This window comes from Flammeovirga yaeyamensis (assembly GCF_018736045.1).
Classification (GTDB): Bacteria; Bacteroidota; Bacteroidia; order Cytophagales; family Flammeovirgaceae; genus Flammeovirga; species Flammeovirga yaeyamensis.
Window position 1 is genome coordinate 4,313,729 of the sequence record NZ_CP076132.1, and the last position, 21,003, is coordinate 4,334,731.

Annotated in this window: 10 protein-coding genes; 3 read left to right on the top strand and 7 right to left on the bottom strand. The window is 34.0% G+C overall.

All coding sequences use genetic code 11. The features are described from left to right. Positions 1–60: 60 nt before the first annotated feature. Complete coding sequence (locus tag KMW28_RS17095; RefSeq protein ID WP_169662850.1) at positions 61–8,460, bottom strand: T9SS type A sorting domain-containing protein; 8,400 nt, start codon at positions 8,458–8,460, stop codon at positions 61–63. Positions 8,461–8,885: 425 nt separating this feature from the next. Here KMW28_RS17095 and KMW28_RS17100 point away from each other — a divergent pair, with 425 nt between their 5' ends. Beyond that, on the top strand, positions 8,886–10,163 hold the full coding sequence (locus tag KMW28_RS17100; RefSeq protein ID WP_169662851.1) for a peptidoglycan DD-metalloendopeptidase family protein: 1,278 nt from the start codon (positions 8,886–8,888) through the stop codon (positions 10,161–10,163). Further along, complete coding sequence (locus KMW28_RS17105; RefSeq protein ID WP_169662852.1) at positions 10,132–10,623, top strand: GNAT family N-acetyltransferase; 492 nt, start codon at positions 10,132–10,134, stop codon at positions 10,621–10,623. The genes KMW28_RS17100 and KMW28_RS17105 overlap by 32 nt, the downstream gene beginning before the upstream one ends. Before the next feature lie 99 nt (positions 10,624–10,722). Here KMW28_RS17105 and fabV read toward each other — a convergent pair whose 3' ends face one another. The 4 genes from fabV to KMW28_RS17125 form a co-directional block, all read right to left on the bottom strand. Further along, entirely contained in the window at positions 10,723–11,913 is a 1,191-nt protein-coding gene (gene fabV, locus KMW28_RS17110; protein ID WP_169662853.1) for an enoyl-ACP reductase FabV, read from the bottom strand. 234 nt (positions 11,914–12,147) lie between these two features. Continuing rightward, on the bottom strand, positions 12,148–12,441 hold the full coding sequence (locus tag KMW28_RS17115) for a hypothetical protein (protein WP_169662854.1): 294 nt from the start codon (positions 12,439–12,441) through the stop codon (positions 12,148–12,150). Between the two features lie 76 nt (positions 12,442–12,517). Next, the gene (locus tag KMW28_RS17120; protein ID WP_169662855.1) at positions 12,518–14,746 is read right to left on the bottom strand and encodes an AAA family ATPase; all 2,229 of its coding nucleotides are present in this window, start codon (positions 14,744–14,746) and stop codon (positions 12,518–12,520) included. 605 nt (positions 14,747–15,351) lie between these two features. After that, the gene (locus KMW28_RS17125) at positions 15,352–16,077 is read right to left on the bottom strand and encodes a DUF2490 domain-containing protein (RefSeq protein WP_169662856.1); all 726 of its coding nucleotides are present in this window, start codon (positions 16,075–16,077) and stop codon (positions 15,352–15,354) included. A gap of 174 nt (positions 16,078–16,251) precedes the next feature. Between KMW28_RS17125 and KMW28_RS17130 the strand changes: the two genes are divergently transcribed. Next, positions 16,252–18,816, top strand: coding sequence for a DUF3857 domain-containing protein (locus tag KMW28_RS17130; protein ID WP_169662857.1), 2,565 nt, complete (start codon positions 16,252–16,254; stop codon positions 18,814–18,816). A gap of 60 nt (positions 18,817–18,876) precedes the next feature. Here the strand turns inward: KMW28_RS17130 and KMW28_RS17135 are convergent, their stop codons facing one another. Beyond that, positions 18,877–20,175, bottom strand: coding sequence for a hypothetical protein (locus tag KMW28_RS17135; protein ID WP_169662858.1), 1,299 nt, complete (start codon positions 20,173–20,175; stop codon positions 18,877–18,879). A gap of 208 nt (positions 20,176–20,383) precedes the next feature. Then, positions 20,384–20,962 (bottom strand): SRPBCC family protein, encoded by a 579-nt coding sequence (locus KMW28_RS17140; protein WP_169662859.1) that lies wholly within the window; start codon positions 20,960–20,962, stop codon positions 20,384–20,386. Positions 20,963–21,003 lie beyond the last annotated feature (41 nt).

A 21,003-nucleotide genomic window follows, 5' to 3' on the forward strand; every position in this document is an offset into this window, starting at 1 on the left:
TTACGAAAAAGGGTTGTTCCAATGAAGAAACAACCCTTTATATATCTTAAGTAACTGATATTACTTAATAATTACCTTTTCTATTTGCTGTTGCGATCCTTGAATCACTTTTAAGAAGTACATTCCACTTGGCAAGTTTTGTGTTTCATACTTGAAGAATTGTGCATCTTCAATCGATGATTTCAATACTTTACCGAATTGGTCGTACAATACAGCTTGTATTCTTCCTTCTGATCCAATGACTTGAATATTCAAATCAGAATCTAAAGCAGGGTTAGGATAAACAACTACATCAAACTCTTGACCTTGACTATTGACAGTCACTGATACAGGTTCGAAAATTTCAAATTGTCCATCAAAATCGATTTGTGTTAATCTGTAGTAAGATGTTCCGTTGAAAGGTCTAGAATCTGTATGATTATATTTTAATAATACGTTTGAATTCCCTGCCCCTTCAACTTCTGCTACTTGTGACCAGACTTTACCGTCGATTGATTTTTCAATTAAGAAGAAGTCATTGTTTTCTTCTGAAGCAGTGATCCACTCTAGTTCCACTTCGTTAGTTGATGTCACTTCTGCTGTGAAAGAGATTAGCTCAACAGGTAATTCTGGAGGTGTAATCGCTTCATCATCTACATATGCCCAACGGAAACCACCGTTTGCAAAATTAGTTGGTGTAGCAATTCTACCTGAAGTCATATTCATTCTACCGCTACTAAAACGATCTGAATCTATCACAATTTCTGCATCAAAAGCTCCTTTACCTTGATAAGTTATTGCCTCAGATGACTCATACATGTAGAACTGCACAATATCTTTAGAATCTCTTACTTCTCTTTGTTCTGTACTACCACCAATGATACCAAAAGAATGTTGTTCGTCTGAACTAATAGTTGAAGATTCTAACATAGTTCTAAATAAAGAGGCATTATCAAAATCTGTATTTTCTAACTGTGCTTTATTGACAAACTGTAAAATTTTCACATTAATTTCTTCGGCATCATTTAATATTGGTTCTAATAACCAACGACCATTCTTTTGCATACCAATGATTTTCTTTTTCTCGGCATCTTGGATAAACTCACCACCAACTTCTGGTAATGTTGTCGTTGGATCTGTGTTATCTTCATGGTCTACATAATCGGCCATCCAAACTACATCGTGTTCCAAATTGGTTGTACTTAAACCGATTGGATAGATGTGATCTTCGTTACCAATTGGGAAGACAACTTCAGTAGCTGCACCTTGTTTCATCACAAATTTAGTATGACCATAAATGTAGCGATCGTATGAGTAGTTGTAGATATTTCTTGGTCTTTCGATTGTAAGGTTACCTGTTACTTTAGCTCCTTTTTTACTTCTTGAACCTGATCTGACTTTACCGTAGGCATCATAATTAAATTCTAGAGACTCTGTAATATAAGATGCATCTCTGAAATCAACTACATCATCCACATTAGGTTTATCTATATATACATTAGCTAACTTACTTCCATTCAAAAATACATTTTGAGTTGGATAAGTAGCACCAGTAAATGTTACCTTAGATGAATTTGTTGCGACAATTTTATTGGCTTCTCCATTATCCACTTCAATGTTTTCATAGATAATTAAGTTACCTCCTAAATCTACAGTACTACCGCCATCGACAACAAAAGATTTCGATGTAGTTAATGTACTATTCGCATCCGTTGATAAGTAAGCATTATTGATTAAAATATCTCTATCAACTGTAATGATATTGTTTTCGAAATAAACTTCAGCACCATTTTCTGCAATGAAAGAACCAAAAGAATAATTTAAGTTCTTCAAGATATACTTGATTGGATCTCCACTACCTTTATCATCTACGGTTAGAGTTAATGCCTTAAGTTCTGTTCCTCCTTCTAATATTGAAGCTAATAAGGCAGCTGCTTCACTTGATCCAGTAAAGTTGGTATCGTCATTTGGTAACTTAACCATTACTTCGCCACCTGTTGTCTTATTAAAGAAAGAAGACCAATTTCCAGAAGGTTTTTGAGCAGTTGCTCTCATCTCTAAAATACCAACACCTGAAACTATACCAAAGTCACCTTGAGAATAATCATTTCCTGTTCTAGTATCTAAAATTACAGTACCGTTAATTTGAACTTCTGATAATTCACGATCTCTAGCATCTCCTGCTAATACTTTTTTGTTTGATTCAATAATAGCAATTGCCCCATTTTCTGGGAATTCACCTTTGGCATCATCTCTTGCTCCTTCAGTATATTTATTAAATATTACAGGGTTACCATCAATAATAATTGTTTCTGTTCCCGCGGATACTAAAGTTACTACTTCCCAAATATCATCTTCCCACTCATGTTCAGTTGATGTTGAAATAGCAGAGGCAGTATAGAACTTCTTAATACCTGTAGCCATATCATCTGGGTTGCCAATAGTATAAATACCACTTAATTGACCACCATTCAATTTACTTAATACATTTGCTTTAGAAATATCAAATGACACCTCGTTATCCGCTAAAGTGATAATACCTGTTTTTTGTTGCCAAGCTAATGTTCCTTCGTAGAATACAACACTTGTGTAATCTACTTCATCTGCAGTGGTTTGAAGGATATCTTCATCATGATAATTCAGAATCAATGTTGCATCAAAACCATCAGGAACTTCAACATCATTACCGTTTGCATCCAATGAACTTAGGAACCAAGTATAATCTAATACTCTTGGTGTACCTACAACATCTGACTTAATCAAACTTGGGTAATAATAATCCAATGGAAGAACTTTGATAAAGTATTCTGTACCTCCTGCTACTGCATTTCCTGTGAAATCTAATTCAACCGGTGAGTATTTTGGATTTCCTTCGATATTAGTACCGATTGGGAAAATGTAAGAAGCGACATCCGTTCCTACAAATTGTTTGATGATACCACCATCTCTTTGTTGGCCATTGGCTACAATCATTCTTGTAGTTCCAAATCCATCACCCATTGATCCATCCGTAATAGTTGAAGCAGAAGATAAATAAAGTGTCTTTTCTTGAATATGGAATAAACCGTCTGTTAGTTTTAAATCATTATTGATTCTTACAGAATAGAAAACACTTGAGTTGGTTTTATCGTCTAAGTAAAGTCCATTTGGTGAACTCACTTCCATATAATCGAATTCAACAACATCTGTTGTTAAGTATTGAGTGATTCCTGCAGGAGCATCAAAAACAACATAATTACCCGCTTGAGACGTTACTTTACCAGAAATATCTTGATTGGCTCCAATTAGATTGATACTTATACCACCCGTTGCTCCATCCAAGTCTAATGTACTGTTAGCATCAATAGAAAGCGTTTCTTCAATATTTACATTTGAACTTACAAAGTTGTCATCAAATTGCATGTTACCACTTAGGATAGAAAAATTTCTAAATTCGTGGTTAACATCATTACCTGAATAAATCAAAGTAGATTCAGAACCTTCTGTGTAATCTACAGCAAAAGTTGCTCCTGCACTCGCTTTCCACTCTCCGTTATTGATCAATTCTTCCGCATCAAACATTGTGATCTGAGTTGCTCCTTGATCTAAAATAGTTCCTGAAGCTAAACTTGCACCACCTTTAATCTCTGTATCAACTACGAATTCAATAGACCCATCACGTAGATCAAAATAAGGTAAATGAGTGATGTATGCTTGGAAGTCTGTTGTCTCCTGAGTATCAATAATTATTCTTGCATTCTCATTGTAAACAAAACGGTTGACATTGAATTTATCTGCATTTATAAAATAAGCATCTGAAGCTAAGCCTTTACCACCTTTTAAAGTGAAACTATTTACCCCATCAATATATTCGAAGTTTAAATTAAACTCAGAGTCTGCTGATCCAAACAAGTAAAGTACCCCTTGATCATTAAAATCAGAAATGATGGTCTGACCACCAATATCTACAATACCTGAATTATGGTTAAATTCTAAAATACCTACGTTAGAGAAGTTATCGGTTCTTAAGTGAGAACCAATATCTAAAGTAGCTTGATTGACAACTGTAGAACCATCTCCGCTGTATACATTCTCAATAGAAACTACTGCATCACCGGAAGTTCCATATTCTAAGAAGTTATAATCAGATGTATTACCAGTATTTAAAATTACATTACCACCGATAATCTCCAATTCACCTTTTAATTGAATACCTGCTCTTGTACCCGTTACTCTTACAGTAGCTCCATTTGCTACTTGTAATTTACCAGTTGTTGGAATGACGAATTCATATCCTTTTACATCACTAGCATTATTTACATTTAGATCAATGTTAGCGTGTAATAATCTAACAGTACCTTTATTCAATAAGAAGTTCTTTTCTGTGCTTGTTAAGTCTGTAGCTGTTGGATTTAAGAAACCAATGTTAGACTCGAAATCAACTAAGTCAGTCAAATTGTCTTTTTCAACAACTACCTTCCCTAATTTGATAGATTGATTAGCATCTCCTAAATCATGAGAAATTACTGAATTCTCATTACCAACAAAAGAAGTGTTTACTCTAACATTTTCAGAACTCCAATCGATATAAGTATTCGATGCATTTCCCGTATTTTTATTTACAGTAATATCATTTGATATTGTCATAGTATGATCAACATCTGCTAGAGCATTATCATAAACAAAAGTACTATAACCCCCATCATCATATGGCGTGTTTGAATTATTAATCACAAAGTTCTCACAAGAAATATCTACACTAACACCACCTTTGTTTTTGAAAATAAGAGTACCATATCTGTAAGCTCCTAATTGAAAAGTCTTTTCAACCTCAATTGAAGTGTTTTCATTTGTTTCTCCAACAATAAAGTTAGTAGTATTAGCCACTGTAAATGAATAGGCTTTAAAATCATCAAAACCTAAATAAGTATAGCTTTCATCTCCCTGAGAGTTGATATAAACATTAGGGTAGAAGTTAACACCGTCTAACTCTGTGAACTTAATAAGTTTACTAGTGTTCTCTGCTAAACGAACATTTAATTGAGAGCCAGTATTTTTTGCCCAATCACCAAAATCTCCTAATAAGTTGGCATTTTTAGTATCATTTTCGTAGAAATACACCATAAAGATACCTTCTCCAATAACCGCATCTGCAGTTAAAGTTGCATTCTCTTTTACATGAATTCTATGACGAGCAGTATTCGTTTCTGCAAATACAATTCTACTACACTCCATATCTTCATTGGCGTCGATATGAATACCAGAAACTTTAGATAAGTCTCCTGTCATTTCGCTATCATCAAAATATACTACATCACCTGCTTTTGGATAATCTGGAGCCGGGTCCGTTCTATTTGTTCCTTCAACCAAAAGCCAATTGTTTGGATTGTTCCATTTATCTCCATCTTCATTTGTACCTGCAAGTTTCCAATAGAATACTCTAGTTTCTCCACTAAACGCAGCTGCGTTACCAACGGTTAAACTGGCATTTTCAGGGTGGATAAACGTGTTATTTAAATCCCAATCTTCAACATATTTTACTTCATAGAAAGCCCCACTAGAATATCCACTTGAATTACTTGGATTGGTTTCGGTAATACCAAAAGTCAAAGCCTTTCTTTCATAAATTGAAATATCAGGATCCAATGTAGGGTTCAAACGATCAACAGTTAATTGATCACCATTCAATACTTTACCAGGGAATAATGTTCCGGTATCTACAGTGTAATCAGATTTAGGTAAATATCCTCTAAACTTCATTAACGGGTAATTTGGAATACTTAAATCATCCAAATCGATTCGACGTACATTCCAATATAAATTTATTAAAGTGCCTGATACTGTATTTGCAGTGGATAAAATAGAATTTACAGGAGTAACAGAAATATATCCTCCATCATCTACTGATGGCATACTATTACCTCCATCTAAACCGACTACCGTTTTAAAAGGTGTGTATTTTTTCTCTCCTAAATCATTCAGAAAACCAATAGGGTAATCTATTTCTACATTTACATTACTGCTATTGTTATTTACCGTATATTGGTCAATTTTTATAGCTACACCCCCGTCAGAATCGTTACCATCTGTCATGAAGAAGTTATTGTAATCAATTCCTCCATCATTGTAAGATCCAAAACTACCGTCCAACTCTAATTTATCGAACTTCATTTCATAACGACCAATATAGATGGTACCATGTCTATAGTAGCCTCTTTCAATATGAGTGTTCCCTATGAAAGTCAGTTGATTCTCGTCTGCGTTTAGTTTTAGGTTACCAAATCGTCCACCATCTTCAACATAAATTGTTTGGGCATCTGATTTTAATTTGATTAATGCACTTCTTGGTGTTCCCCCTTCAGCGTAGTAACCAAATTGTCCAGTAGCTCCAATATTTACGGTAGGTCCAAAAGCTCTAATCGAATAATCGCCTTGATAAAATAAACCATTATTGATATGAAGTTCATTGGCAATTCTAAGGATATTACTATCGTTTTGATCTACAGCATCTGATCCACTGTAAGCTGTATCAGAAGCTTTAACGTGAGTATCATTACCTGAAGTAACTCTTACAATAGCTTTACTTGTCGATGGAGAGAAATCATAAATTTCATCTTTGTCAATGATCATATTATAAAAAATCAATTCATCATCTTCTGCATCATCAACACCTGCTAAAGAATAATCAACATGAATTGTACTCGTTTTTTCTCCGTTGAAAGTTAGTGTACAATCATTTCTTTTATAACCTGAAACTGATTCGTCATAGAAAAATGCATCTTCTTGATTTATGAATAAATCATGACCGATGTCTACTTTATGTGTACCAGCATAAAATGGAGCATCAATTGTTAGCGTTCCGTTTACTTTTAAATCATGTTCGATAGTGATATTAGAACCACTGTTCACACTAAAAGTTAGTGGTCTTAAACTTACTGCTCCTGCCCCTTTTATTTCCACATTTGGTAGGGGTGCGTTAGAAGCAATGTACATTTCCTGATTAGCATCAGTAATAAATACTACTTTTCCGTTATCACTAACATTATAATTACCATCACCTGTTTCTATCATCATACCTTTTCCTGAGTTAGGAGAAGATGATCCAGTACCATCGATAGTGATTGTACCGCCAGTCATAGTAAATGATGTAGTAGTATATGGTAAACAGAAAGGTTGTTGATTGTTAGGATAGTTTTTGATGTACAATTCACCACCTGTCATAGAAAAGGCACCTTGATGCCCCACTCCTAAGAAAGATGTTCTCAGTTGTCTCATTTCTGCACGACCTTTTTCGATACTGAATTTACCAGTTTCTCTAAGTGTTACACCATATTGAGGCCCAGAACCTGTCCCATTCAAACCTTGGTTAATAAAGAAATTTCCTTCTCTAACGATAATTTCACCATAAAGAGTAAGTGCATTTCCTTGTTGCATATATACATTACAAGTAGGACTGTCTAAGATTAAAATAGCATCACCTACTAAATCCCTATTATTAGTCTCGTTCGTATTTAAATCAAATTGAATATAATCTCCAACAATAAAAGTTCCTTTATCAAAATGTTCAACAAAATCAGTTCCTGACTGATTCAGTATGAAATTTGTTAATCCACCTTCTCCACCATTAATTCTTACTTCATGTTGCTTTAAGTCTTTTTCAGTATCAAAATAATCTGCTTCAAAATAACCATAGGAAACACCTCCTTCATATACGTTGACCTGAATTAATTGAGACTTACTTCCTCGGAATTGTACAATTGAGCTTCCTAAATCAAAAGTACCTCTGTTTTCTAAACTACCATATAAGGTAATACTTTTCGAATTTCCATTATCCAAAAGTGAGGCTCCATTTGTAATATATACATCTCCATTCACCTCGAAAGTGGTGGTTGCATCTAAATTTATTTGTCCCTCCTCGATTTTTAAATGATCTAAAAGCGTAAGGTTCAAAACCGTTAGTGCGCCTGCTCCTCTTTTAGTAAATGAAGAAAAAGTATAACTACTTGCAAAAGTGATATCAGAAGCGTTATTCATAATCAAAGTGCCTTGACCTTGATTAGAAAATCCTCTATCCACATTGGTATAGCTACCTGTTGGGATACTTTCTTCAATCTCTACTATAAGATCTCCTTCTCCTTTAATTTCGTCAAAATTAATTCCAGTTTGAGCTGCAGGAATAGATAAAGAAGATCCCAAAGATAAATCTAGTAATAGATAATCTTTGTCAACAACATCGGTGTTGAAGATAATGGTATTATCAAATTTGATAAACACCTCATCTCCATCTTCTGGAATTTTGTTGCTTGGATTATTCACGGATCCATCAAACTCTAAAGTCCAAGAGGTGGGATCGTTCCAGTTTTTTACTGCTACACCATTATTTACGGTGTACCACTTTGTTTGCCCTATTAATGTTTGGGATAGAAATAGTAAAGAAGTAAGCAAACAAAGTTTGTAAATTGAAGTAATATGTCGGTACATACAAACAGGTTTATAGTTCATTATTTAGTAGTACATGTTTATTTAAGTAATCTAAAGATTGGAGGAGAGTATTTTCGAGTGAAGTTTAGTTCAATAAATATTAGTAGTAACAAGTTAGGTACTTATTAACCAGGTAAAAAAAACACAGAGAAAATGTAACAACCAATCAGTTAAATACTTAATAAGTAAACAGCATAATAAAATCAAATTTATAAAATATTTATAAATAACTGTATTTATGAAAGAAAATTAACAAAATATTCATCCTAATAGTTCATTATTACCTCTAATATTTCATTTTTTGTCAAAAAACTTATTCGAGTAATAAAAAACCTCTTCTTAAATCTTTTAAATAGTTTTTTAAAAATTTCGGATTCAAATCATTAGCTATTACATTTATGCCTTATGTAAATCAAGTGTGATTTTACAAAAAGAAATTAGCCTAGATGAAGTTTTTAAAATTAGGATGTGCATTAGCGCTATTTTCTGTTTTTGCGTCTTGCGATCAACAGAAAAACAAAGACGCTAACACAGAAGAAGTTGGTGAGGAAATAAGCTACGAAGTTGATACAACAAATTACCTATATAACATTAATATTGATACCCTTGAGGTAGAACAGAATAAGGTAAAACGAAATCAGAATTTATCCGATATCTTAAAAGATGAAGGAGTATCCAACGTTCAAATTTTTGAGTTAGCCAATCAATCCAAAGGAATATTTGATGTTCGCAAGATTAAAGTGGGGAACAATTACACTCTTCTGTTTAAACAGGATAGTACAAAGACCCTAGATTACTTTATATATGATATCGACGATATCAATTATGTGGTCTTTAATTTAGCTGACAGTAATAATGTATTTACTGGCGAAAAGCCCGTAACATTAAACAAGCGAGAGGTAGAAGGTGTGATTACAGCTTCTCTGTATCAAACATTAGTCGACCAAGAAGAATCTCCTTTATTGGTCAACTTACTATCTGATGTTTACGCTTGGCAAATCGACTTTTTCCATATTCAAAAAGGAGATGCTTTTAAAGTGATCTTTTTTGAAAAAATTGTTGATGAAAAAGTAATAGGTATTGATCATATCGAAGCAGGGTTATTTACCCATCAAGGAAAAGATTACTATGCTTTTGATTACTTGTATAATGATAAAAATGAGTATTTCGATGAGTTTGGAAATAGCTTAAGAAAAGAATTTTTAAAGGCACCACTTCATTTTTCAAGAATATCTTCTTCTTTCTCGTACAAAAGATTTCATCCTGTACAAAAAAGATATAAAGCCCACTTAGGTACCGATTACGCAGCTCCTATTAGAACTCCTATACATACTGTTGGCGATGGAGAAATTGTTGCAGCAGGCTATTCTAAGTACAATGGCAATTATGTTAAAGTAAGACATAACTCTGTGTACACCACTCAATACCTGCATATGAATAAAATTAAAAAGGGTATTCGTCGTGGTGTTATGGTGAATCAAGGGGATGTAATTGGTTTTGTAGGAAAAACAGGGTTAGCCACAGGTCCTCACTTATGTTTCCGATTCTGGAAAAATGGCAAACAAGTCGACCCTAGAAGACAAGAAATTCCTTCTTCAGATCCTCTACCAGATTCTCTGTTAGGTGATTATCACAAATACATTATGCCTATCAAATTGGAGTTGGATAAAGACCACTTAATCGTATCAGAAAATGATTCAACTACTGTCGATCCAACATCTTAATCAGTTAGTTGCCTTATTTGATGAGGTAAAAATCGGTTTAACTGCATTGGGTTTAGATCAATGGGATGAAAAATACCCACATCGAAACGATCTTCAGAAAGATATCGAGGACCATAGTGCTTATGGTTATTTCGAAAAAGAAGAACTTGTAGGTTATGCGGTTTTCAATCAACTATTTGATGTTGAATACAATGCTATTGAATGGTTAAATACCTCTGATAGTTTTATGGTGATGCACCGATTATGTGTTTCTCCAAAGCATCAAGGAAAAGGTATTGCTAAACAATTTGTTGCTTTTGGTGAAGAGTTGTGCATTACACAAAATATGAAATCCTTACGGTTTGATGCATTTAAAAAGAATCCTATTTCAGGAAAATTGTATCAAAAGTTGGGGTACAAAGTTCTTGGAGAAGTGACTTTCCGAAAAGGACAATTTGATTGCTTTGAGAAAGTGTTTTAAGCTTAAAATTTTAATTCTATATAGCAAAACAGGCAGTTTCAATTAAATGAAACTGCCTGTTTTTATTTATGAAATGACCCACTCTCGTAGATCATCAAATTAGCTTTTTAATGAAGGAACCTCAACGATTTCGTTCACGTCTGCAGCGTAATCTACGCCTTCCACTTTGAAACCAAATAAGTTGAAGAAATCATCAGAATAACCTTTTAAATCACCGATTTCAGAAAGGTTTTCTGTAGTAGCGATAGCCCAAAGCTCATCCACTTTAGCTTGAACATCCTCTCTCATTTCCCAATCGTCAATTCTGATTCTACCTTTCTCATCCAATTGCATGTCATCAGCATAAATTCTGTCAGCATACAAACGTTGGATTTGCTCGATACAACCTTCGTGGATACCTTCTGCTTTCATAATCTTGTACAATAAAGAGATATACAATGGAATAACAGGAATTGCAGAAGAAGCTTGAGTAACCAATGCTTTGTTTACAGAAACAACCGCTTTACCGTTGATATCCGCTAACTTATCTTGGATTTTGAAAGCAGTTGCTTCCAAGTGATCTTTAGCTGCACCGATAGTACCTTTTCTGTATACAGGCTCCGTTAATTTTGGTCCGATATAAGAGTAAGCGAATGTCTGAGCACCGTCGGCTAAAACGCCAGCAGCTTTCATCTCATCGATCCACATTTCCCAATCGTCGCCACCCATTACTTCAACAGTGTTAGCAATATCGTCCTCGTTTGCTGGGTCGATAGAAACCTCAGTTACGTTACCAGTATGGAAATCAACTGTTTTGTTTGAGAAAACACCACCGATTGGCTTTAATACTGATTTATGTCTTTTTCCTGTGTTAGGATTTGTTCTCACTGGAGATGCCAAAGAATAGATAACTAAGTCTACCTGACCTAAATCTTCTTTGATCATATCAATAGTTTGTTGCTTGATCTCTTTTGAGAAAGCATCGCCATTGATACTTTTTGCGTAAAGACCCGCTTCTGCTGCATGCTTTTCGAATGCTGCTGAGTTGTAATAACCTGGAGAAGCTGGACGACCTGCTGATGGTCCTTTTTCTAAAAATACACCGATAGTTGATGCTCCACATCCAAAAGCAGATGTAATTCTTGAAGCTAAACCAAAGCCAGTTGATGCACCAATAACTAATACTTTTTTAGCACCATCGATAGCACCTTTCGACTTTACATATTCAATCTGATTGATTACATTTTGCTCACAACCAGTTGGGTGAGCCGTCAAACAGATAAAACCTCTTGTTCTAGGTTCGATAATCATCTCTATTCCTATTTATGTCCTTTAAGTTGTTTCAAAAAGACGTTTTAAATATTGATTTGTCAAATTCAGATGGCAAAGTTATAAAAAATTGAGAAACAAGAATTAAGAATTAAGGATTTTAAAAGGTGATCGTTGTTTTCATTTAATTGATATATATTAAATTATCTTAAATACTAAAGTTTAGGCAAAAATATACCTCAAGAAAATTACTTCTTGAGGTACATTTTTTAGAGATTAATTAAATGAGATACACCCATTTTTAATAGTGATTCTAGCACCATCTCTTACAGTAACTTTCCCACAACTTGTGTGAATTACAGCTGAGCTTCCGCCACCTTGAATTGTGTAATTGGCTGTTCTACTTTTACCAAAAGTTACCTTTTTAGTACTTCCACCGATTTCTACAGTGTAAGTATGGTCTTGTGAATCCTTGTTCTCATAACGAACAGATACTGCTGCGTATGCATTATACGCAAGTGTCACTAATGCTAAGAATAGTGAGAAAGAGATTAGTCTTAAGCTTTTCATTTTATAGTAAAGATTAAAAAATTAGTCATACGAAAATAAACAAATAATCCCCACATTTAAAAATACTTAATGATGTTTATATGTATTGTGCTTCTAAAGCTGCTAAAACATATCTAATATCTGTATCTGTAACTCCTTTTACTTGTTTTTTAATAGTTGTAATCGATTTAGTCTGAAGACTTTCAATTACTTTTTTAATTTTATTTTGATTTTTAGAATCAACTAACTCTTTCACATCAATTCTACCTTGAGCAATGTATTTTGCCAAAAATGTTTCAACTTTAACTCTGGATACCCCCATTTCTCTTGCAATAGCAATAGGTTCTTTACCTTGTCTAAATAAAACATATGCTGTAGTCTGAGGTGAATATTTCTTCTTCTCTTCTGATTTTGGTTTTGCCGTTAAACTGATTTTTTCTTCCTTAATATGATCTGTTTTAAAGCTAGGCTTTCCAATTTCGTCCTTCTTCAAATCAGACTTTTTGATGTAGCTTTCTACTAACTTCTCCCCTCTTATCATTTTCTGAGCGGTAGCATAAACACGAGCAGCAATATCTTTTACTTCTGCTGTATAGCCTAAAACAAAACGTTCGCCTTTCAGATCTTCCAAATGATCTGTCGCGTTTTTATGCACCTTCTTTAGTTCTGCATCAAAATATTGTTGTGCCTTCTGAGTACGCTCATATAAAAAGTCAATATATCCTTCTTCTTGTTTTGATAAAATAGATGCCACCTGATTTCTAAAACCATCACCTACTTTCTTTAATGTTCTCACCTGCTCTAAAATCTCTTTACCCCAAGGCTTAAATCGTTGCTTTGAAGATAGATTCTCTGTTTTATCGTAAGTCATCAAATGCTCTTCTAAATGCTGAACAAGAAAACTTAGATTGAAGGCAGATAATAAAGTGTTATATATAAAGGTATGTGCTTCCTGTTGTAAGTGAGGCGTCAGTTGCTCAATACTCATGGATGATTTTGTAAAGTGACTCAATGTCGCATCAATAGGTACACCTCTTTCGTTAATTGGAGTTGACAAAACCAACCCATCCAAAGAAGTTAATCTTGATAATGCCACATACACCTGTCCGGGGGCAAATGCTTTTCCTACATCCAAAATGGCTTTTTCGAAGGTTAAACCCTGACTCTTATGTACCGTAATCGCCCAAGCCAACTTGATAGGATATTGGATAAAACGACCTATCAATTGCTCTTCTACTTCTCCTGTAGCCTTATTGAGGACGTATTTTTTATTTTCCCACTCGTAATCTTCTACTTTAAATTCTGGAGTGCCATCATCAAATTTTACCCAAACATCTTTAGAATCACATTGTGTGACCTTCCCTATTTTACCATTAAAATATTTCGATTCACCAGAGTAATCATTTTTAATGAACATCACCTGTGCGCCTTCTTTAATTTTTAGATGTTCTGCATTGGGATATTGATGTTCTGGAAAATCGCCTTCTATATCTGCTGAATAGGTAAATTCCTTTGTTTTTAACTCTTTCAACCACTTTTGATTCTTCTCATCGGCGGTTTTATTATGTGTTGTGAGGTGGATGTACCCATCGTCTGATGATTGCTCAAAATCTGCATCATAATGCGTATTCAAAACTTTCACATCGTTTGTAGTCACCTTGTTTTCCCTAAAATGATTTAAAATATCGACAAAAACAGGGTCTGACTGACGATAGACTTTCTGTAATTCCACATGCACTGGTGGGAATTGTCGTAGCACTTGTGCATTAAAGAAATAACCATTCTGATAGTAATTTCTTAAATACATCCACTCATCTTGCTTAATTACTGGAGGCAACTGAAGCATATCTCCAATAAACAATACCTGTGCACCTCCAAAAGGTAAATCCTTTCGAATTCTAACATGCCTCAAAACTCTATCGATGGCATCAAGCATATCTGCTCTTAGCATACTGACTTCATCAATCACCAACAGCTCCATACTACGAAGAATATCTCTCTTCTTGGAGTTCATTTTAAAGCCTTTAAATAAAGACTTCGACGTATTTATATGTGCTACAGTAGTCACATTTTCGGGTAATTCCAATTGCTCATCAGGAATAAAAGCCCCAAAAGGCAATTGAAATAAAGAATGCACAGTCACCCCACCAGCATTGATCGCAGCAATGCCTGTAGGTGCACAAACCAACACATTCTTATGTGTATTTTCTCTTAATGATCTTAGTAAAGTTGTTTTGCCCGTTCCGGCTTTTCCTGTGAGAAATAAGTTACAATTTGTGGTATTTACATACCGAGAAACCAACTCAGGTAATGAATAGTCTTCCATGAATCGTTTGTATGTTTGATGAAGAAAACGATGATTTCTTAAAGTTGGGAAAAATATTTTTTGATAACAAGAAGAGGGGGGAAGTTGACGCTCGTTTTAACTAAGGAACTAAGGAACTAAGAAAGTAAGGGGAAAGATTGATTTTTGGACTGGTGTATAAAAAACCCAGGAATTTATTCCTGTGGATTGTTTTTTTATGAGGTAAGAAGTAAGAGGTAAGGGGAATTTGTTCGTAGCAGACAGTGAAGTTGACGGGTGTTTTAGGTAATAACTAATAAGGAATAACTTATAGGTTTTTAGTTTGGAGTGAGGAATTAGGAACTAGGAGTTTTTTTAATCGCTCTTCCCTTTTCCCTTTTCACTCTTCACTAGAAATTTTTAATTTCCCCTACGAGCGTTAGCATCACTAATCACGTTTTTCATTTTTAACTTTTCATTTTTAATTTATAAATCGCTCTTCACTATTCCCTCTTCACTTTTCACTGGAAATTTTTAATTTCCCCACGAGCGTTAGCATCAGTAATCACGTTTTTCATTTTTAACTTTTCATTTTTAATTTAATAATCGCTCTTCACTTTTCCCTCTTCACTCTTCACTGTTTTTTGCTAAAAAAACCTCGTGATTTGAAACTGATATGCAAAATCCGACACCCTATACTCATCATTCGGACCCGATCTTGAATATTGCCAATTGGCTTTGAATGATCCATCAAGTTGATCAGAAAATCGTTTTCCGACTCCAATACCTATTTTGGATACGTTATGAAATACTTCTGGTATTTCGTCTTTTATGGGGTAATAATATTCTGCTACAAACGGAAGGTAAACATTTCTATGGTTACGAAAGGGTGTGAATGATCCAAATAACTTTGATCTTAACCGAAGATCTGTGTTATAGGCATCCACTCCTGTTAGCCACGATAAACGCTGTTCAGTCTTTAATTGAAAATTTAAAGAATATAGATCTGTTTTTATGAATTTGACCACGACTGCTTGCCAAGGTCTAAGCTCAAATCGGTTATCAATTTCTTTGTTGAAATGATAATAAAAAGCTACTCCCCCTTTTAAATCAAACGTTTTGCTTAGATGGTAATTTACTGATGTTTCATGATAGATTTTATTCCAATAATTATCAGAGAAAATGGTTTCATATCCAAAATCGAATAACCAATTGAAACGGTCGGAAGTTTGAAGGTGAAAATAAAGATCCATCCACAGTTGCTGATTGACCACATCTTTTTTTACTGGATGTTTTTCTTGAGCATCAACAGAAAAGGAAATAAAATTTAGCAGTAGAATTAGGTTTAAAATGTATTTTTTGAAAGTAGGCATTTATTTGAGTCATAATGAATTTGAGTGCGAATTTATAAATTTTAAATGGATTGACAATTGTTTAAATCAAAATAACTTTGGCGTTTTTGATACCGGAAAAAAGTCTAAAAATATTTATAATCTACTCTTTTACTATATATTTACAATTCAAAGTAAACTTCAACAATCAATTTCATGCGCAAACTTCTAATTGGCTTATTTTTTTTACTTAGTTATTCGTTACACGGTCAAAATAAACACTTTAAAAAAACACCTATTCCGAATTGGGTGGATAAGATAGAATTTAGTGATGATGCTTTTAAAGATAAAAAAGGTATCAGTACTCAGTATTTATTAATATCTGATCAGACCAACAGACTTACACAAGAATCATATTATGAACAAGCTTATAAAGTAGTTGATATTGAAGCTGTTCAATCCTCATCAAATTTCAATATTTCTTTCGATCCATCCTATGAATCTATTCATATCCACAAGTTGGATATCATTCGAAATGGTAAAAAGATCAATAAACTTGATGTTCGTAAGTTTGAAGTGATCCGACAAGAAACGGATTTACAAAATTACCTATACAATGGAAGGATGTCGGCGATACATCAATTAAAAGATGTGAGAAAAGGTGATATCATTTCATATGCTTATACTCGAAAAGGATTTCATCCATTCTACAAGCAGAAATTTGGATATACTTTTTATCAAAACCACTCCACGCCAGTAGCTACAGTTTACACAAAACTTATCATTTCAAAAGATGAGAAGGTTATTGAAAAAGTATATAATCAAGCTACTCCATTTAAAAAGGAAGTGAAAGGGAACCTGCAAATATTCACTCAGAGAGGCAGTGGTATGGAAGATTACACCTATGAGAATAATGAAACTGCATGGTTCAATGGCTTTAAATATGTACAGTTATCTACTTATCAAAACTGGAATGAAGTAGTAGAATGGGCTTTACCAAAATATAAATACAATAGAAATGAAATCAGAAAAATCTGGGAGAAGGAAAAAAACAATCTAAAAGGTACGACAAAACAGTATAAAATTCTTTCTTGGATACATTTCATTCAAGATGAAATTCGATATATGGGGATAGAAAATGGCATAAATGCTTTTCAACCTCACAGCCCCACACAAGTGTACAATCAGCGTTATGGTGATTGTAAGGATAAGTCACTTTTACTAACTGCTTTACTTCGTGAGGAAGGTGTGGAAGCTTACCCTATGTTGGTCAATACTAGAGGAAAGTTGACTGATCAAAAAATTCCTGGTCCTAATCGATTTAACCATTGCATTGTTCAGTTAATTTATAAGGGGAAAGAGTATTATATCGACCCGACTATGAGTAATCAAGGTGGTGATCTTCGTAATTTTGCAACACCAGATTATTATTGGGGTTTAGTAATAAAAGAAGGAAATAACGCACTAACAAAACTTCCAAAGAGCATCATATCGAAAGTGAATATTCAAGAATTAATTGATCTTGATTCTATTGGAGGGGGTGCAGACATTTCTATTCGAACTGAATATTATGGACCAAAAGCAGATGATATGAGAGCGTATTTCTCAAGAAATGATCGTGACTTTATCTCTGATCAATATGAAAAGTATTATGCCAATTTATATGATGGGGTTACCACAATTAAGCCAGTAAAATTCTTAGATAACGATAAAAATACTACTGGAAAGATCATCATTGAGGAATTTTATCATACAGATAGTGTTTGGGAAGGAACTACAGACAGTATGACAATTCTTTTCAGAGTATCACCTTTTCTTTTATATGGTGAAGTCGCTTTTGATAAAGTACATCAACGAAAAACACCTTATTATATAAGCGAACCTATAGATTATCATCAAGAAACAAAGGTTACATTACCAATTGAATGGGATTTAGGAGAAGAAGAGAATCAAGTTAAAAACGAATTCTTTAAGTATAATTATGCGGTAAAATCAGGAAATAAAAGCAACCAATATACAGTCATTTACGACTATCAGCAGGACTCTAATTATGTGAATGCAGGAATTGCTAAGAAAGTAATTAAAGATGGTGAAAATACATTGGACAAAGCAGATTACTCTATTACTTATGATTTAAATTTTGATCCAGCTAATGTAGATTCAGATAGTGAAGGTACAGTAAGCTACGCAAGTATTTTTCTATTCCTATTGTTTTCTACCATCTTCACTTATTTCGCAAGAAAGATCTATTTCAATTTTAATCCACCTTCTTTAGGAACATCAGAAAGTTGGGAGTTTGGAGGATGGTTAATACTACCATTATTAGGAATCATGTTCTCTCCATTAAGAGTATTATATGATGTATTTACCACTGGTTACTTTTCTCCTTATTTTTGGAGTAACATAGAAACATCAGACCAAAGTATTCAATTATTTTTATTGGTTATAATGGAGTTTGCAATCAATTCTTTTACTCTTGTTCTAAGCGTATTCACCTTGATTTTAGCTTTCAATAAAAGAACAAGCACAAAGTATTTTTACAGCACTTTATTAGTAACTGGCTTAATTTTCCCACTTATTGATAATGGATTTTATTATTTAATTTATGAAGAATTCACTGATGCCGATTTTAAAGAACTTTCATCACAAGTTATTAAATCTCTAACCGCATGTGCAATTTGGGTTCCATATATATTTTATTCTGAAAGGTCTAAGAATACTTTTACTAAAACATATATACCCAAAAAAGGTACACCTGTTGATGTCAAGATCACATTGTAAATAAAAAAGGTGAAGAAAGTTAACCCTCTCTTCACCTTTTTTATTTTTATAAAGTACTTTTTATAAGAATATATGCGTCTGCAACACCAAACCATGCACACGATCCGGACGTTCACCAGACCAGTTAGGTTGTGTATTCGCATATTCTAAAGTCACTTTTGCATTATGTCCGTTGATAAACCAATTGACACCCAATTGTACACCGTCGCCGGCATTATCAAACGCTTTGAAATTTCTTGTACTGTAAGCAACGTAAGGCATCATTCTACCTTGTTTCGTTGTGAAAGGTAACAAGTAACCAAATTGTCCATAGAATGAGTTACCTGTACCGTATGTTGTTCCGTAGTGGTACTCATCAAAACCATAATTAAAATTATAGTAAGCTACATAAGCATTAATGGCTCCATTACCAACAGGTGCATCGTAATACGAATCTACAGCGAAGTGATTCACATCCCCACCTACAGGAAGGTCATTTTGCATCTTCACTACACCATTATTGTGATTGAAGAAACCTGCTCCAATATTAAATACTTTCTTTTTTCCTAAATAAGAACCTGTTCTAAATGGAAGTTTGTTCGATTCTTTATCCAAGAAGTTATATTCAAAATATCCTTGTAAAACTAGTTTTGCATCGTTTCCTAAAACTCTTCTACCTGAGTAAGTCACAGATCCGTTCTCCAAATCATCTTGTTCTGCAGAACCTAATGCATTACTTATCGGTTCGTTAATAGATACTTGGTATCTTAAACGACCCAAAAAACCTTTCGCATACACACCTACATGACGACCGAATTGATCCGATAAACCTAGTGATGCCCATGACTGACGATAATTGTCCATCGTCATAAAGTTTAGTGTTCCTGAATTGGACATTCTACTTAGACCGTTCCAGTAGTGAAGACCTGCACCAATAAACAAAGTTTCGTTATTGGATACTTTAAATTCACCCCAAGCATCGTGTAAGAAAATCTGGGTTGTATTTACCGTACCATCAGTTGTATTTCTATTTCCCAATGGATCCATATTGTAGGCATTTACATTATTGACACCAAAGTGAGTCAATACCATAAATCGCTCAGAAATTTGGGCGTAAGCCAACATACGTGTACGTCGGATATTTAGACCAAACCCAGAATCGTCGGCCATATTATTGTCCGCAATTTGGAATTGGTTCCATAATATAAAGCGGATGTATTTTTGACCATCATCCGAAAGGTCTAATTTTAAAGGCTTGTACTCCGTCTGTACAACTTCGTCCTTTTCTTTTTTTGGTTTATCATCAGATGCTTTTGAGGAAATTGATGAAAATGAAAATAGTATTAGTACTATTGAGAAGACGGTATAAGTGTGTTTCATTTGTAATTGATTAGTAGTATTGTATATCAATTTTTGATGATTACTACGTTCAGTTGTCTGTTTATAGCGCAAAATTAGTTAGTTGTGTCAAGTACTTTTGATGATGATCGTCAGTGGTTTAGCATTATTTACAACACCAAAAAGGCCACCTAAATTGGTGACCTTGATTGATAATGGAACTACTGTTCTATTTAACCCCTCTCTTTATCTACTTTGTCTCGTATTGTTTCTTGATTTCTTTGAAATTTTCTCCGTTAACTTCCTCACCTGTCATCACATAGTGATCAACGGCTAACATATAATCGGATAACTGCTTTCTGAATTTTCCTTTAGCTAAACTTCCCATAAAAGCAGGTTTGGTTCTATAATCGAAAGTGAAAACCAATTTTGAGGTTTTATCATCCACTTTTACTACATGATACACTCCGTATGAATATTCTGGAATTAGAGGTAAACCTTGAATATGGGTTATCTGTACTTTAAACTTCATGTTTTCAGGATCGTAATTCACTTGCTTTTCTTTTACATATTTCTTTCCATCCAACGTAATCGAACAAATTCTTTCTGCTCCTTCACACCCTTCTGATACTCCTTCTTGAGAATATTTGGAATCGACAACAAATGGATGTGATTTGTGAACATCACCGAACTCTTCCCCTACCACTTTCCAAACAGCCGCCGCTGGAGCTTTAATTTCTCTTGAAACTTCTATGTGCTGTGTTTTTTTATCTTGGCCTAAAGTGATGAATGTGTATAAAATAGCCAATGCGAAAAATATTGATTTCATAGTATTAGATTTTAATGGCCTAAGCCAGAGTATATATTTTG

What these genes read in the sequence shown, in the direction of transcription:
- KMW28_RS17140 (WP_169662859.1), bottom strand. Translation starts at nt 20,962, where the DNA reads ATGAAATCAATATTTTTCGCATTGGCTATTTTATACACATTCATCACT.
- fabV (WP_169662853.1), bottom strand. Translation starts at nt 11,913, where the DNA reads ATGATTATCGAACCTAGAACAAGAGGTTTTATCTGTTTGACGGCTCAC.
- KMW28_RS17100 (WP_169662851.1), top strand. Translation starts at nt 8,886, where the DNA reads ATGAAGTTTTTAAAATTAGGATGTGCATTAGCGCTATTTTCTGTTTTT.
- KMW28_RS17095 (WP_169662850.1), bottom strand. Translation starts at nt 8,460, where the DNA reads ATGAACTATAAACCTGTTTGTATGTACCGACATATTACTTCAATTTAC.
- KMW28_RS17135 (WP_169662858.1), bottom strand. Translation starts at nt 20,175, where the DNA reads ATGAAACACACTTATACCGTCTTCTCAATAGTACTAATACTATTTTCA.
- KMW28_RS17120 (WP_169662855.1), bottom strand. Translation starts at nt 14,746, where the DNA reads ATGGAAGACTATTCATTACCTGAGTTGGTTTCTCGGTATGTAAATACC.
- KMW28_RS17115 (WP_169662854.1), bottom strand. Translation starts at nt 12,441, where the DNA reads ATGAAAAGCTTAAGACTAATCTCTTTCTCACTATTCTTAGCATTAGTG.
- KMW28_RS17130 (WP_169662857.1), top strand. Translation starts at nt 16,252, where the DNA reads ATGCGCAAACTTCTAATTGGCTTATTTTTTTTACTTAGTTATTCGTTA.
- KMW28_RS17125 (WP_169662856.1), bottom strand. Translation starts at nt 16,077, where the DNA reads ATGCCTACTTTCAAAAAATACATTTTAAACCTAATTCTACTGCTAAAT.
- KMW28_RS17105 (WP_169662852.1), top strand. Translation starts at nt 10,132, where the DNA reads ATGATTCAACTACTGTCGATCCAACATCTTAATCAGTTAGTTGCCTTA.